Here is a 13,532-nt window from a genome sequence, read left to right as displayed (position 1 = left end):
TTTCCCGTCTGCAAATGTCAGGCCGGTCGGCGCTGAACGTAGGTGATAGCCAGTGCAACCGCCAGCACCAGACCTTTAATAATATCCATGGCGTAATAGGGCACCGACAGCATCACCAGGCCATTCTGAAGCACCCCGAGGATCACCGCGCCCAGCAGGGTGCCCAGCGCGTTCGGTTTACCCGCCCCCGCCAGCGACAGGCCAATCCACGCCGCCGCCACCGCATCCATCAGATAACCGCCACCGGCGTTTACCTGCGAGGAGCCGATGCGTGACGCAAGCAAAATGCCGCCCAGCCCGGCCAGCAGCGCCGAGATCACATAGGCGAGGATGCGGTAACGGTTGGTGCGAATGCCGGACAGGCGCGCCGCCTCCGGGTTACCGCCGATCGCATACATGCGCCGCCCGTGTTTGGTCAGCGACAGCAGCAGTTGCGCTACCACGGTGACGACCAGCATAACGATAACAATTACCGGCACCTGGCCCAGCAGCGAGAACACCGGCGGAATAGTGCCTTCGGCCATATCACCGCTCGGCAACACCATGTTTTCCGTGATCGAACCGCCAAAACTGTAGGTCATCGCCACGCCCTGCACCACGAACAGGCTGGCCAGCGTCGCCAGCATATCGGGAATTTTCAGCACCACGATCATAAAGGCGTTAAACAGGCCGACCAGCGTACACAGCAGCAGGGTCAGAGCAATTGCCTGAGTGGGACCAAAGCCGTACCAGACAAACAGCGAAATCACCAGCGAGTTGGCCAGCGACGCCGTTGACCCGACAGAGAGGTCAAATCCGCCGATGGTCAGCGAGACGGAGACGCCGATGGCGATCACCGTCACGATGGCGATCGAGCGCAGGATATTGATAATGTTGGTCGGCTCAAGGAAGCTGTCAGACGCGATGCCAAAGCCGGCGATCAGCAGGACTACCGTCAGCAGCATGCCCCACTTATAGAGAAAATCCGTGAGCTGATGGCGGACGGACGGTGCCGCTTTAAGAGAGTGTTCTTTGCTGCTCACGCAGGGGTTCCTCCGGTGGAGTAAAGTAAAAGTGTTTCTTCGTTAGCGTCGCTGGCCGCCATCTCGGCAACAATGCGACCGTCCCACAACACGCAGATGCGGTCACACAGGCCAACCAGTTCGGAAAATTCGCCGGAGGCGTAAATCACGCCTTTGCCCTGGCGCGCCAGCCCGTCGATCAGTTCGAACAGGTCCGTTTTTGCCTTGATGTCGACGCCCTTGGTCGGTTCATCAAAGATCAGCACGTCGGCGTCATTGCGCAGCCATTTGCCAATCGCCACCTTCTGCTGATTGCCGCCGGAGAGGCGTCGCAGGGTCTGCCGTGGCCCGGTGGTGCGCACCCCCAGCCTGGCAATCACCTCTTCCGCCCAGCGCCACGCGCGGCGGTGGCCAAACAGGCTCTAGCGCGAGAAGCTGTTATCCGCGCTGACGCTGAGGTTCATCACCACCGACTCATCGATAAAGATCCCCTCTTTACGCCGCTCTTCCGGGATCAGCGCCATGCGGTTAGCCACCGCCGCGTGCGGCGCGGTCGGCCGCCACGGCTTGCCGTGCAGTTCGCCCTGCTGCAGGCGGCTCTTGCTGGCACCGAACAGCGCCTTGCACAGCTCGGTTTTGCCCGCGCCGGCCAGCCCGGCAAGGCCGAGGATTTCGCCTTTGCGCAGGGTCAGGGTAATGTCTTTCAGCAACTTCTCATCGTGCAGCCCGGTCACCTGCAGCAGCACCTCATCGCTGAACGGCGGCCGCCGCGGCGGGTAGATATCGTCCAGCTGGTGGCCGAGCATTTTTTCAACGATCTGTTCACCGCTCAGCCCCTGCATCGGGCCGCTTTCAATCAGCTGCCCGTCACGCAGTACCGTCAGCCGGTCACAGGTAGCCTTCAGTTCATGAATGCGATGGGAGATAAACACCACGCCGATGCCACTCTCACGCAGACGCCGCACCACGCTGAACAGCCGTTCGCTTTCATGCTGATCGAGCGGTGCGGTAGGTTCATCGAGGATCAGGAAACGGCAGTGGTGGGAGAGCGCACGCGCCAGCAGGATCTGCTGCTTTTCCGCCAGCGTGCACTGCTCAACTTTCTGGCGCACGTCGATCTGCACGTCGAGCTGTGCCAGCAGGGCGCGGGCCTGGCGGCGCAGTTCACCCCAGCGATACAGCACGCCGCCTTCGGCCAGCCGATCCAGCATGATGTTCTCCGCCACGCTGAGGCCGGCGACCAGCGCCACGTCCACCTCCTGCTGCACCAGGTGAATACCCAGCTGTTTGGCATCGCGCGGGGAACGGATAGTGACCGGTTGTCCATCGAGCAGGATTTCACCGCTGTAATGCTCCCAGGCACCGGAAAGGACCGCCATCAGCGTCGATTTTCCGGCCCCGTTGGCGCCGGTGAGCGCGTGAATCGAATGTCCTTCCAGGGTGAGGTCCACCGATTTAAGCGCCATAAAACCGCCAAAAGCGATCGAGATATGGCGCATTTCAAGGCGATTTAACGCGGTCATGACGAGTTTCTCTGGCAAAAAAAATCAACAGTCGAGCCGCATTTTTTAATGGATTATCACGGCTGGCAACGAACGAAAGGGCATAAGCTAACACGAAATGGTATTAGCCATCCAGATGTCCAATGACTATAGCGCTAAGCGCTGAGGAGGAAGCAATAAGCAGATGATTAAGTTAATTTATCACTTAATCACAGCGTAATTATGCTGTTTACGCCAGCGTAGCCGGCCAGGTTAAGTGAGTAAGGGTTACCAGGGCCGTGAACGGCGTGGCGCCAGACGGGCGAAAAAAAACCGGCGAGGGATGGACCTCGCCGGTTATCAGCGGACTAACAGATTATTTCGCCGCAGCGAACAGCTCTGCAGCCTGGTCCCAGTTTACTACGCTCCAGAATGCCTTGATGTAGTCAGGGCGTTTGTTCTGGTATTTCAGGTAGTAAGCGTGTTCCCACACGTCCAGACCGATGATTGGCGTACCGGAAGCACCGGCAACTGCTTCGCCCATCAGCGGGCTGTCCTGGTTAGCGGTAGAGACCACCGCCAGCTTGTCGCCCTTCTTAACCAGCCACGCCCAGCCGGAGCCGAAGCGAGTGGTTGCGGCTTTTTCGAACTCGGCCTGGAAAGCCTCAACGCTGCCGAAATCTTTTTCGATCGCCGCTTTCAGCTCGCCACCCAGGGTGGTGCCGGTTTTCAGGCCTTTCCAGAAGAAGCTGTGGTTAGAGTGACCACCGGCGTTGTTGCGCAGTGGGCCTTTCTTGTCGGCCGGCAGCTGGTCCAGTTTAGCGATCAGCTCGTCAACCGGCAGGTTAGCGAACTCGGTACCTTCCAGCGCTGCGTTAGCGTTATTAACATAGGCCTGGTGGTGTTTAGAGTGATGGATTTCCATCGTCTGCTTGTCGAAATGGGGTTCCAGCGCGTCGTAGGCGTAAGGCAGGGATGGCAGTGAATAACTCATGTTCATCGTCTCCATTAAAGTTATGGCGGTGCCAGTTTTTTCAGCACCGGGTAAGCAGTCGGATCATTATAGTTAAATAAATGATCGGGAAAAGGGATATCAATGCCCCGCAATCAGTAAGGTTAACACCCCAGGCGGGCGGGGCACAGGGGTTATGGCTTTCCCTGCCCCCAGTATAACCAAACGATCTAAGGGATTGTTTTACTTTGGGTCTGACTGGCGCAGGCGCTGAGGATGGCTGTATACCGTGGCCCGGCCCGGCTTGCTGAACCCGACCAGCGTCAGGTTACTGCGCTGCGCCACCTCCACCGCCAGCCGGGTGGCAGCAGAGACGGCGAACAGGATCTCCACACCGCACATCGCCGCTTTCTGCACCATCTCATAGCTGGCCCGGCTGGAGACCAGCACAGCACCGCAGCTTCCCCACTCTGCCTGACAGCGCTGGCCTAACAGCTTATCCAGCGCCACGTGGCGACCGACATCCTCACAGCCTGCCTGCAGCTGGCCGTCTGGCGCTATCCACGCGGCCGCATGGGTACAACCGGTCAGCTGGCCGATCGGCTGAAAGTCGGTGAGCTGGTGCAGCGCGCCGTCCAGCCGGTTGAAATCAAAGGTCTGGGTAAAGGGCAGCGCAGGCACCGGTTTACCGATCTCGGCCAGTTGCTCCACGCCGCAGACGCCACAGCCGGTGCGCCCCGCCATCGCACGCCGCTGCGCCTTCAGCCCCATAAAACGTCGGCTGGAGAGCTCAATCTGCACTTCAATACCGCCACAGGCCGGCACAATATCGATGCCAAAAATCTCTTCCGGCCCGCTGATAATGCCTTCTGACAGGGAAAATCCGAGCGCAAAGGCCGCCAGATCCTTTGGCGTGGCCATCATCACCACGTGCGAGATGCCGTTATAGACCAGCGCTACCGGCACCTCTTCCGCCAGCCAGTCTGGCTGCGCCTGCTCCAGCGCGTTGCGCTGCCAGACGGACAGCTGGCCTGCACCGTCTAACGGCGCGTGGTGGTCGTCCTGCCGTTGTTTATTGCTCACTGAGTCACCTGCCCGGTCCGCCCTGCGAAGAGTGTGGTAATGTTGCTACTAAGCGTACCAAAAAACGCCGCGGCTGAGTGTGAACCGGCGGCGGGCGTGCCGAAAAACGCATTATGCCGTGCGATGGCGCATGGAAGAGGCGGCAGACGGCCACTATAATTTTCAGCAGACTGCCCTTTCTGGCAGTGCCATTCACCCGAATAAGGCTCCTGATGACTATTCGCATTATCCCGCAGGCACCACAGGACAGGCACCCTGACCGGCCCGAAGGTGAGATCCCGCCGTTACTGTTTCCACAGCTGAAGTCACTGTATGCCCGCCGGGCTGGCCGCCTGCGTCAGCTGGCCGAGAAAAACCCGCTCGGCGACTACCTGCGCTTTGCGGCGGTGGTGGCCAGCGCGCAGGTTATCGTACTGTACGATCATCCGCTACAGGGGGATTTACAGGCCCGGCTGGCCGACAGCGCCCGCGTGGGAACGCCGCCGCTGGACGTGGCGACGCTGCCGCGCGACGGACACTGGCAGCGGCTGCTGCAGTCGCTGATCGCCGAGCTGAAACCCGAGATGAGTGGCCAGGCGCTGGCGGTGCTGGAGAATCTGGAGAAGGCCTCCGCCAGCGAGCTGGAGGCGATGGCGCAGTCGCTGCTGCGGCATGAATTTACCCAGGTCAACAGCGACAGTTCACCCTTTATCTGGGCGGCGCTGTCGGTCTGCTGGGCGCAGATGGCGGCGCTGATCCCCGGCCACGCGCGGGCTGAGGCCGGCGAACCCCGTCCGCTCTGCCCGGTGTGCGGCAGCGTGCCGGTCTGTGGCGTGATGCAGATGGCCAGCGGCGGCGAAAGCGCCCGCTATCTGCACTGCAACTTATGCGAAACTGAATGGCATATGCCGCGCAGCCAGTGCAGCAACTGCGGGCAGGAGAAGCAGCTACACTACTGGTCGCTTGAAGGGGTGAATGCCGCGGTCAAAACCGAGAGCTGCGGCGACTGTGGCTCCTTCCTCAAGCTGCTTCACCAGCAGATCGACCCGGCGGTAGAGCCGGTGGCCGACGATCTGGCGTCGCTGGTGCTGGATGCCCGTATGGAGCAGGAGGGCTTTGCCCGCAGCAGCATCAATCCGTTTTTATTTCCGGGAGAGTGAACGATGAAACTGATCGGCAGTTATACCAGCCCTTTTGTGCGCAAAATATCCGTGATGCTGCTGGAAAAGGGCATCACCTTCGAGTTTGTTAACGAATCGCCGTGGGTCGCTGAGAGCCACGTTCCGGACTATAACCCGTTAGGAAAAGTCCCGGCGCTGGTCACCGATGAGGGTAAGGTCTGGTACAACTCAGCGATGATCGCGGCTTATCTGGAGTCCCTGCACCAGGCTCCGGCGTTTCTGCCGGTTGACCCGGTCGCCGCGCTGGAGGTGCGTCAGCTTGAGACGCTGGCCGACGGCATTGGTGATGCGGCGCTGCTGATCGTCCTTGAGCTGCAGAAGAAACCGGAACAGCAGTCAGAGCAGATAATGGCGCGCCAGCGCCAGAAAATCGAGCGCGGGCTGGATGCCCTGGAAGCCGCGGCTGTCACCGGCCGCTGGCTTAACGGACGGGATATGAATCTGGCCGATATCGCCACCGCCTGTCTGCTGAGCTATCTGAACTTCCGCCGCGTGTTACCCGGCTGGCCGGTTAACCGCCCGGCGCTGGTCGCGCTGGCCAATAACCTGTTCACCCGCGCCAGCTTCACGCGCACCGAGCCCTCCGCCGCCTGACGTCCTGTATTGCCTGCGCCCCGTTCGCCCGATTGCCGGTGCCCGCCAGCGGCAACCGGCAGCGAAAGCGGTGAACACGTATTGCACAACCTGCAAAAACCCCGCTAAAATACTGTATTAATTTACAGTATCCACTAACCGGCAAAGGACCAGGGATATGATGCAACGCTGTGGCTGGGTCTCTGACGATCCACTGTACCTCGCTTACCACGATCGCGAATGGGGCGTACCGCACCACGACGCGCGGGCGCTGTTTGAAATGATCTGCCTTGAGGGCCAGGTCGCCGGGCTCTCCTGGCTAACCGTGCTGAAAAAACGGGAAAATTATCGCCGTCTTTTCCACCACTTTGATGCGAAACAGGTGGCGCAGATGGATGAGGTGGATACCGACCGCCTGATGCAGGAGAGCGGGATTATCCGCCATCGCGGCAAAATCAACGCCATCATCGCTAACGCCCGCGCGCTGCTGGCGATGGAGGCCAGCGGTGAATCCTTCCACGACTTTATCTGGGGCTTTGTTGACCATCAGCCGCAGATCACCCGTTTTGAACACTATCGTGATGCGCCGACCATCAGCCCGGCCGCCGAAGCGATGTCAAAAGCGCTGAAAAAACGCGGTTTCAAATTTGTCGGCCCGACGACCTGCTACTCGTTTATGCAGGCCTGCGGGCTGATCAGCGAGCACGTTAGCGGCTGCTTCTGCCACCCCGATCGTCAGCCGTAGCCGGCCCGGAAAATTTGGGAATGCACCTGGGGATTTCCCGCGCTTTTCAGCGGCATAATAGCCCGGCCAGCGGGTAAGGTTGCCCGCAGCTGAATGAGAAAGAGGGAATACCCATGAAGAAAAGTGTCATTACCCTGGCGCTGGTGCTGAGCGGAACGCTGGCCCTCGCAGGCTGCACCACCAACCCGTATACCGGCGAACGGGAAGCGGGCAAATCTGGTATTGGCGCTGGCCTTGGTGCGGCGCTGGGAGCGGGCGTGGGTGCGCTCTCTTCATCGAAAAAAGATCGCGGTAAGGGCGCGCTGATTGGCGCGGCGGCGGGTGCGGCGCTGGGCGGCGGAGCCGGTTACTACATGGACGTGCAGGAAGCCAAACTGCGCGACAAGATGAAAGGTACCGGGGTCAGCGTCACCCGCAACGGCGATAATATCGTGCTGAACATGCCGAATAACGTCACCTTTGACAGCAGCAGCAGCACGCTGAAACCTGCGGGAGCGAATACGCTGACCGGCGTGGCGATGGTGCTGAAAGAGTATCCTAAAACCGCGGTAAACGTGGTGGGTTACACCGACAGCAGCGGCAGCCGTCAGCTGAATATGACCCTGTCGCAGCAGCGCGCCGACAGCGTGGGCAGCGCGCTGGTGGTACAGGGCGTGGCGGCCGATCGCCTGCGCACCAGCGGGCAGGGCCCGGATAATCCGCTGGCCTCTAACGCCACCGCCGAGGGTAAAGCGCAAAACCGCCGCGTCGAAATTACCCTCAGCCCTCTGCAGTAACGCCTGAACGGCGGCGTTGGCGCAGGGAATAAATCCTCTGCGCCATAGCGAATTTTAGTGAATCGTGCTAGTGTGCGCAAAAAATGATCGTTGCCTGCACACCATGTCACTGAAAGCTATCGCCGCCAAACTGGGCCTCTCCGTTACCACCGTCAGCCGGGCGCTTAATGGCTACAACGACGTGGCAGAGGAGACGCGCCAGCGTATTCAACTGGAAGCCCGCCGTCGCGGATATCGCCCCAGTACGGTCGCCCGCCGCCTGAAGATGGGTAAAACCAACGCGGTCGGTTTACTGTTTCCGGTTGAGCCCCAGCCGTTTAACGATGCCAGCTTTGTAGAAATGATGGCGGCTACCGCACAATCGCTTGCGCGGCACGATATCGACCTGCTGGCAATCGCCGATGATACCCAGGACGACCACCGCAACCTGCAGCGCATTCTGCGCACGCACAGTGTGGATGCCCTGATCGTCGCCCATACCTGCCGCCATGACAGCCGCCTGCTCAGGCTGCAGCAGCTGGACTTTCCCTTCCTGGCGCTCGGGCGCAGCCAGCTGGATGCCCCCTATGCCTGGTTCGATTTTGATAACTACGCCGGTGGCCGTCTGGCCGCCGGACATTATGCCGCTCAGGGGCTGGGCCAGATAGGCTGGCTGGGCAGCCACCACGATCAGACCTTCGTCAGCCAGCGCCGCCAGGGCTATCTGGACGCAATGCAGCAGCACCGGCTGTCATCGGCGCTGTGCTGGCAGGTGGAACCTTCACGCCGTGAGGGGTATCGTATGACCCGCTCGTTGCTGGCAGAACAGCCCGCGCTACAGGCCTTAATCACCGACTGCAATATGCTGGGCGACGGCGCGGCGATTGCCCTGCGCGAGGCCGGTCGCCTGGCCGGCAGTCATCGCGTTGAGCTGATGGTCTACGACGGCCTGCCCGCGGACTCGGTGATCACCGAGCCGGTTGCCAGTATCGCCCAGGCCACCCGGCTGGCGGTCGGGCAGCAGGTGGCACAGATGGCACAACAGCTGATCGAGGGTGAGTCATTGAGTGCCCTGCAGGTGCTGTGGCAACCGCAGCTGATACTGCCGTGAGCGGGCAGTTGTGATAGGCTGACGCAATACCTGCAATCCGAGACCGCCATGAATCCTAAGGCCGCTAAAGCCACCATCAGCGACGTTGCCCGCACGGCAAAAACCGGCAAGACCAGCGTTTCCCGCTATCTCAACGGCGAGTTTGACGTGCTTTCCGACGCGCTGCGGCAGCGTATTGAAGCGGCGATCGCCGCCCTCGATTACCGCCCCAGCCAGATGGCGCGCGGGCTGAAGCGTGGCCGCACCCGCCTGATTGGCCTGCTGATTGCCGATATTACCAACCCGTACTCGGTAGACGTGCTGAGCGGTATCGAAGCCGCCTGCCGGGCGCACGGCTACACCCTGCTGATGTGTAACACCAATAACGCGCTGGAGCTGGAACAGTATTACCTCAACCTGCTCAGCAGCTATCAGGTTGAAGGGCTGGTGGTTAACGCCGTCGGCATGCGTGAACAGGCGCTGAGCAAACTGCAGCAGTCTTCGCTGCCGATGGTGCTGATTGACCGCAAGATCCCCGACTTTGTCTGCGATGTGGTCGGCCTGGATAACCACGCGGCGGCGCTGGAGGCTACCGACCATCTGCTGGATCGCGGTTATCAGGCGCTGCTGTTTGTCAGCGAGCGCCTCGGGCTGGTGAATACCCGGCTGGAGCGCGTGCACACCTTCCGCCAGCGCATGGCACAGCATCCCGGCCTGGTGGCAGAGCAGGTAGAGGTGACGCTGGGCGAAAATCAGCGGATTGAGCAGGTGCTGCAGGAGTTTTATCAGCGTCACCGCCCTCTGCGCTGTGCGGTGATGGCGGTCAACGGCGCGCTGACGCTGCAGGTGGCGCGGGCGCTGCGCCGCCTTGACCTGAACTGGGGAGAAGATATCGGCCTGCTGGGCTTTGACGAGCTGGAGTGGGCTGAGCTGGCCGGCAGCGGCATCACCACCTTAAAGCAACCTACCTGGCAGATTGGCCACGCCGCACTGGAACAGGTGATCCGCCGCATCGAAGGCGACCCGCAGCCACAGGGGGAGCAGGTGTTCCAGGGAGAGCTGATCGTGCGCGGTTCAACGCGAATGCTTACAGGATAGCATTAATGAAAATCCCCGATACCGCAGGCGGGGATCTCCCCGCCGGTTAATTCTTTCAGTGCGCCACCCGCGGTGGCTCCAGCCGGACGGAGATTTTACTGCCGTCGGAGACCTCCATCTCCACCAGGTTACCGCGGCTGGAACGCATAATCAGGTAACTGAAGCGTATTATTACCGCCATTTTCTCTTCAAGACTTAGCGGACTGTCGTTGAGAACGTCCTCAATTTGCCGGTGAAGTTCCTCGAAAAGCGCCTGCCTTTGTTCACTGTACATTCGGTTATACTCCCTGCCAGAGTGAAATCCTGTAAAACACCCGCGGCTATTGTGCTGAGCGCTGCGGAGGTTTTCCGGTCATTTGCTGCTTTTGATGCCTGATGGTACAAAAAATTACCCGGTCCGTGAGCGCGATCATAAATTCAGCAGCCGCCGCTTTCCTTTGGAACCGGTCCCATTTAACGTTTTTACATCAAATCGGGCAAAAGGGGCCGGAAACATGAAAAGAGAAGTGTTTGTCGTCACTGCAGCCTATGGCTCGCAACAGATTGAGAAACTCGGCGGGCAGCAGGCGCTGCTGCCGGTGATTGCCGCCGCAGGAGCAGACGGCGTCGAGATCCGCCGCGAGTTATTTAACGAACAGCAGCTGCAGGAACTGCCCGCGCTGGCGGCGGCGATCGCGGCGGCGCGGCTGATCGCGGTCTATTCGGTGCCGGAAGCGCTGTTTATGGCCGACGGCGCGCTGAACCCGCGCCTCGACCAGCACTTTGCCGAAGCCGGGGTGCTGAACGCCCAGCTGATCAAATATTCGCTCGGCCACTATCGTCCGCAGCAGGATCGCCGTGCCCTGCGCGACTATCTTGCCCGGCAGCAGGTGCACCTGGTGGTCGAGAACGATCAGACCGACTGCGGCCGGCTGGCCGCGCTGGACGCCTTCTTCCACGGCTGCGGAGAGGAGCGCACCTGCAGCGGCATGACCTTCGACACCGGTAACTGGCTGTGGGCGGGAGATCCACCGCTGGAGGCCGCCCGCCGCCTGGCGCGCAACGTCAGCTATATCCACGTGAAGGCGGTGGCTGCCCAGGGCAGCGGCTGGCGGGCGGTACCGCCGGATGAGAACGACACACTGTGGCGCGAGACGCTGGCGCTGCTGCCCGCTGACGTTCCACGGGCGATCGAATTCCCGCTCGAAGGCCCTGACCTGGTGGCGGTCACCCGCCGCTACGTCAACCTGCTGCGGGAGGCGTAACCATGAACCTGAAAACTGATGCTACGCTGGACGTGGTGACCCTGGGTGAAGCGATGGCGATGTTTGTCGCCGGCGAGCGCGGCGACCTGGCCAGCGCCACGCGGTTCAGCAAACGCGCTGCCGGTGCCGAGCTGAACGTGGCCACCGGGCTGGCGCGCCTCGGCCTGCGGGTCGGCTGGGTCAGCCGCGTTGGCGATGACTCCTTTGGCCGCTTTATCTGCCAGCAGCTGGACCTGGAAGGGATCGATCGCCGTCAGGTGACTACTGACCGGCGTTACCCCACCGGTTTTCAGCTGAAATCATCGGTGGATGACGGCTCTGACCCGCAGGTAGAGTATTTTCGCAAAGGCTCTGCCGCCAGCCATCTCTCCACAGACGACTTTAACCCGGACTACTTCGGCGCGGCGCGCCACCTGCACCTCAGCGGCGTGGCTGCCGCCCTTTCCGACAGCTCGCTGGCGCTGGTTCACCACGCGGCGGCCGAAATGAAAGCGGCGGGCAGGAGCCTGTCGTTCGACCCAAATCTGCGTCCGTCACTGTGGCCCAGCGAAGGAGTGATGGTCGCGCGGCTGAACGAACTGGCGCAGTACGCCGACTGGGTGCTGCCGGGACTGGCCGAAGGCCAGATCCTGACCGGCTATCGCCAGCCGGAAGCCATCGCCGATTTCTACCTGGCGAAGGGAGTAAAAGCGGTCGTGATTAAGACCGGCAGCGACGGTGCCTGGTACAAAACCGCCGCCGGTGAACGGGGCCATGTCGCTGGCTTCCCGGTCAGCAGGGTGGTGGATACGGTCGGCGCGGGCGACGGCTTTGCCGTTGGCGTGATCAGCGCGCTGCTGGAAGGTAAAGCGTTACCGGCGGCCATTCGCCGCGGCAATAAGATTGGATCGCTGGCGATTCAGGCGATCGGTGACAGTGAAGGACTGCCGAACCGCGCAGAACTGGGTGATTTTTAACCCCGACAGCCTGCGAAAAAAGAACCCGCCACCCCACCGTTCCCGCCCGGAAACGCCGGTGGCTCCCCTCTACAGAGGAAACACCATGAACGCAGAAAAACCGCAGTCACTCGCCGTTAAACGCTGGTGGTACATCATGCCGATTGTGTTTATCACCTACAGTCTGGCATATCTCGATCGGGCCAACTTCAGCTTCGCCTCCGCCGCGGGGATTAATGAAGATCTGGGCATCACTAAAGGCGTCTCGTCGCTGATCGGTGCGCTGTTCTTCCTCGGCTACTTCTTTTTCCAGATCCCCGGTGCGATCTACGCTGAACGACGCAGCGTGAAAAAACTGGTGTTCTGGTGCCTGATCCTGTGGGGAATGTGCGCCACCCTGACCGGCATGGTCAGCAACATTCCGATGCTGGCAGCTATCCGCTTTACGCTCGGGGTGGTGGAAGCGGCGGTGATGCCGGCGATGCTGATCTACATCAGCAACTGGTTTACCCAGTCGGAACGCTCCCGCGCCAACACCTTCCTGATCCTCGGCAACCCGGTGACGGTGCTGTGGATGTCGGTGGTCTCCGGCTACCTGATCGAGGCGTACGGCTGGCGCGAGATGTTTATCATCGAAGGCTTTCCGGCGGTGATCTGGGCCGTCGCCTGGTGGTTCCTGGTGCAGGATAAACCGGCGCAGGCTAAATGGCTGAGCGACGCTGAAAAAGCCGCGCTGCAGGCGCAGCTGCAGAAAGAGCAGGCCGGCCTGAAGGCGGTGCGCAACTACCGCGAGGCGTTTAAGTCACGCAACGTGATCCTGCTCTGCGCCCAGTACTTCTGCTGGAGCATTGGCGTGTACGGCTTCGTGCTGTGGCTGCCTTCCATCCTGCGCAACGGCAGTCAGATGGGAATGGTAGAAGCCGGCTGGCTGTCGGCGGTGCCCTACCTCGCCGCCACGATGGCGATGATCCTGGTCTCCTGGGCCTCGGATAAGTTACAGACTCGCAAATTGTTTGTCTGGCCGTTACTGTTACTGGGCGCGCTGGCCTTTTTTGGCTCATATTGGGTAGGGGCAGGCAACTTCTGGCTCTCTTACGCGCTGCTGGTGATTGCCGGTGCCGCCATGTATGCCCCTTACGGACCGTTCTTTGCCATTATTCCGGAGATGCTGCCACGTAACGTCTCCGGGGGCGCGATGGCGCTGATCAACTCGATGGGTGCGCTGGGGTCCTTCCTCGGGTCGTGGGTGGTCGGTTATCTGAACGGCGAAACCGGCAGCCCGGCAGCCTCCTATATCTTTATGGCCGGGGCGCTGCTGGTGTCCGTGGTGCTGATGCTGGCGGTACGGCCGGCCCGCAACCAGACGTCAGCGATGCCTGAGTGCGCAAAACACGCTTAATCTCATACGGGCCGCC

The 13,532-nt window shown here is 61.0% G+C and carries 13 protein-coding genes and 1 pseudogene; 9 read left to right on the top strand and 5 right to left on the bottom strand.

Features of this window, described 5'->3' with window-relative positions:
* Positions 1-17 precede the first annotated feature (17 nt).
* From GKQ23_RS01555 to fdhD, 4 genes and pseudogenes are all read right to left on the bottom strand, one after another.
* Positions 18-1,022 (bottom strand): ABC transporter permease, encoded by a 1,005-nt coding sequence (locus tag GKQ23_RS01555; RefSeq protein ID WP_056240933.1) that lies wholly within the window; start codon positions 1,020-1,022, stop codon positions 18-20.
* Positions 1,019-2,524 (bottom strand): annotated as a pseudogene (locus tag GKQ23_RS01550) (sugar ABC transporter ATP-binding protein). Before GKQ23_RS01550 ends, GKQ23_RS01555 begins: the two are co-directional and overlap by 4 nt.
* A 334-nt stretch (positions 2,525-2,858) precedes the next feature.
* Positions 2,859-3,476 carry a superoxide dismutase [Mn] gene (gene sodA, locus GKQ23_RS01545; RefSeq protein ID WP_056240942.1) on the bottom strand — a complete coding sequence of 206 codons (618 nt, stop codon included), beginning with the start codon at positions 3,474-3,476 and terminating at the stop codon, positions 2,859-2,861.
* 201 nt (positions 3,477-3,677) lie between these two features.
* Positions 3,678-4,517 carry a formate dehydrogenase accessory sulfurtransferase FdhD gene (fdhD, locus tag GKQ23_RS01540; protein ID WP_212409587.1) on the bottom strand — a complete coding sequence of 280 codons (840 nt, stop codon included), beginning with the start codon at positions 4,515-4,517 and terminating at the stop codon, positions 3,678-3,680.
* Positions 4,518-4,729: 212 nt separating this feature from the next.
* Between fdhD and fdhE the strand changes: the two genes are divergently transcribed.
* From fdhE to GKQ23_RS01510, 6 genes are all read left to right on the top strand, one after another.
* Entirely contained in the window at positions 4,730-5,656 is a 927-nt protein-coding gene (fdhE, locus tag GKQ23_RS01535) for a formate dehydrogenase accessory protein FdhE (protein ID WP_212409586.1), read from the top strand.
* Positions 5,657-5,659: 3 nt separating this feature from the next.
* Positions 5,660-6,271 carry a glutathione S-transferase gene (locus GKQ23_RS01530; protein WP_212409585.1) on the top strand — a complete coding sequence of 204 codons (612 nt, stop codon included), beginning with the start codon at positions 5,660-5,662 and terminating at the stop codon, positions 6,269-6,271.
* 160 nt (positions 6,272-6,431) lie between these two features.
* Positions 6,432-6,995 carry a DNA-3-methyladenine glycosylase I gene (locus tag GKQ23_RS01525; RefSeq protein WP_212411515.1) on the top strand — a complete coding sequence of 188 codons (564 nt, stop codon included), beginning with the start codon at positions 6,432-6,434 and terminating at the stop codon, positions 6,993-6,995.
* A gap of 113 nt (positions 6,996-7,108) precedes the next feature.
* Positions 7,109-7,771, top strand: a complete 663-nt coding sequence (locus GKQ23_RS01520) for an OmpA family lipoprotein (protein WP_056240955.1) — start codon at positions 7,109-7,111, stop codon at positions 7,769-7,771.
* Between the two features lie 103 nt (positions 7,772-7,874).
* Positions 7,875-8,861 (top strand): LacI family DNA-binding transcriptional regulator, encoded by a 987-nt coding sequence (locus GKQ23_RS01515; RefSeq protein WP_212409584.1) that lies wholly within the window; start codon positions 7,875-7,877, stop codon positions 8,859-8,861.
* A 48-nt stretch (positions 8,862-8,909) separates the two neighbouring features.
* On the top strand, positions 8,910-9,938 hold the full coding sequence (locus GKQ23_RS01510; RefSeq protein ID WP_212409583.1) for a LacI family DNA-binding transcriptional regulator: 1,029 nt from the start codon (positions 8,910-8,912) through the stop codon (positions 9,936-9,938).
* Between the two features lie 55 nt (positions 9,939-9,993).
* On the opposite strand, the gene GKQ23_RS24040 is transcribed toward GKQ23_RS01510, so the two are convergent.
* Positions 9,994-10,119: a hypothetical protein gene (locus GKQ23_RS24040; protein WP_256442831.1), complete on the bottom strand. Its 126-nt coding sequence runs from the start codon at positions 10,117-10,119 to the stop codon at positions 9,994-9,996.
* 313 nt (positions 10,120-10,432) lie between these two features.
* Here GKQ23_RS24040 and GKQ23_RS01505 point away from each other — a divergent pair, with 313 nt between their 5' ends.
* The 3 genes from GKQ23_RS01505 to GKQ23_RS01495 all read left to right on the top strand — a co-directional run bounded on the left by GKQ23_RS01505 (position 10,433) and on the right by GKQ23_RS01495 (position 13,516).
* The gene (locus GKQ23_RS01505; RefSeq protein WP_212409582.1) at positions 10,433-11,182 is read left to right on the top strand and encodes a sugar phosphate isomerase/epimerase; all 750 of its coding nucleotides are present in this window, start codon (positions 10,433-10,435) and stop codon (positions 11,180-11,182) included.
* Between the two features lie 2 nt (positions 11,183-11,184).
* On the top strand, positions 11,185-12,138 hold the full coding sequence (locus GKQ23_RS01500; RefSeq protein WP_101505524.1) for a sugar kinase: 954 nt from the start codon (positions 11,185-11,187) through the stop codon (positions 12,136-12,138).
* 85 nt (positions 12,139-12,223) lie between these two features.
* A complete protein-coding gene (locus tag GKQ23_RS01495) occupies positions 12,224-13,516 on the top strand; it encodes an MFS transporter (protein WP_212409581.1) in 1,293 nt (430 codons plus the stop codon).
* Positions 13,517-13,532 lie beyond the last annotated feature (16 nt).

Origin of the sequence: Erwinia sp. E602, assembly GCF_018141005.1 — a bacterium.
In the GTDB taxonomy this organism is placed as follows: domain Bacteria; phylum Pseudomonadota; class Gammaproteobacteria; order Enterobacterales; family Enterobacteriaceae; genus Erwinia.
The sequence above is the reverse complement of the archived record's forward strand: the minus strand, read 5'-3'. Positions and strand labels throughout refer to the sequence as shown.

Coding starts and splice junctions, on each gene's coding strand:
- sodA (WP_056240942.1), bottom strand. CDS start 3,476: ATGAGTTATTCACTGCCATCCCTGCCTTACGCCTACGACGCGCTGGAA.
- fdhE (WP_212409586.1), top strand. CDS start 4,730: ATGACTATTCGCATTATCCCGCAGGCACCACAGGACAGGCACCCTGAC.
- GKQ23_RS01530 (WP_212409585.1), top strand. CDS start 5,660: ATGAAACTGATCGGCAGTTATACCAGCCCTTTTGTGCGCAAAATATCC.
- GKQ23_RS01525 (WP_212411515.1), top strand. CDS start 6,432: ATGCAACGCTGTGGCTGGGTCTCTGACGATCCACTGTACCTCGCTTAC.
- GKQ23_RS01520 (WP_056240955.1), top strand. CDS start 7,109: ATGAAGAAAAGTGTCATTACCCTGGCGCTGGTGCTGAGCGGAACGCTG.
- GKQ23_RS01515 (WP_212409584.1), top strand. CDS start 7,875: ATGTCACTGAAAGCTATCGCCGCCAAACTGGGCCTCTCCGTTACCACC.
- GKQ23_RS01510 (WP_212409583.1), top strand. CDS start 8,910: ATGAATCCTAAGGCCGCTAAAGCCACCATCAGCGACGTTGCCCGCACG.
- GKQ23_RS24040 (WP_256442831.1), bottom strand. CDS start 10,119: ATGGCGGTAATAATACGCTTCAGTTACCTGATTATGCGTTCCAGCCGC.
- GKQ23_RS01505 (WP_212409582.1), top strand. CDS start 10,433: ATGAAAAGAGAAGTGTTTGTCGTCACTGCAGCCTATGGCTCGCAACAG.
- GKQ23_RS01500 (WP_101505524.1), top strand. CDS start 11,185: ATGAACCTGAAAACTGATGCTACGCTGGACGTGGTGACCCTGGGTGAA.
- GKQ23_RS01495 (WP_212409581.1), top strand. CDS start 12,224: ATGAACGCAGAAAAACCGCAGTCACTCGCCGTTAAACGCTGGTGGTAC.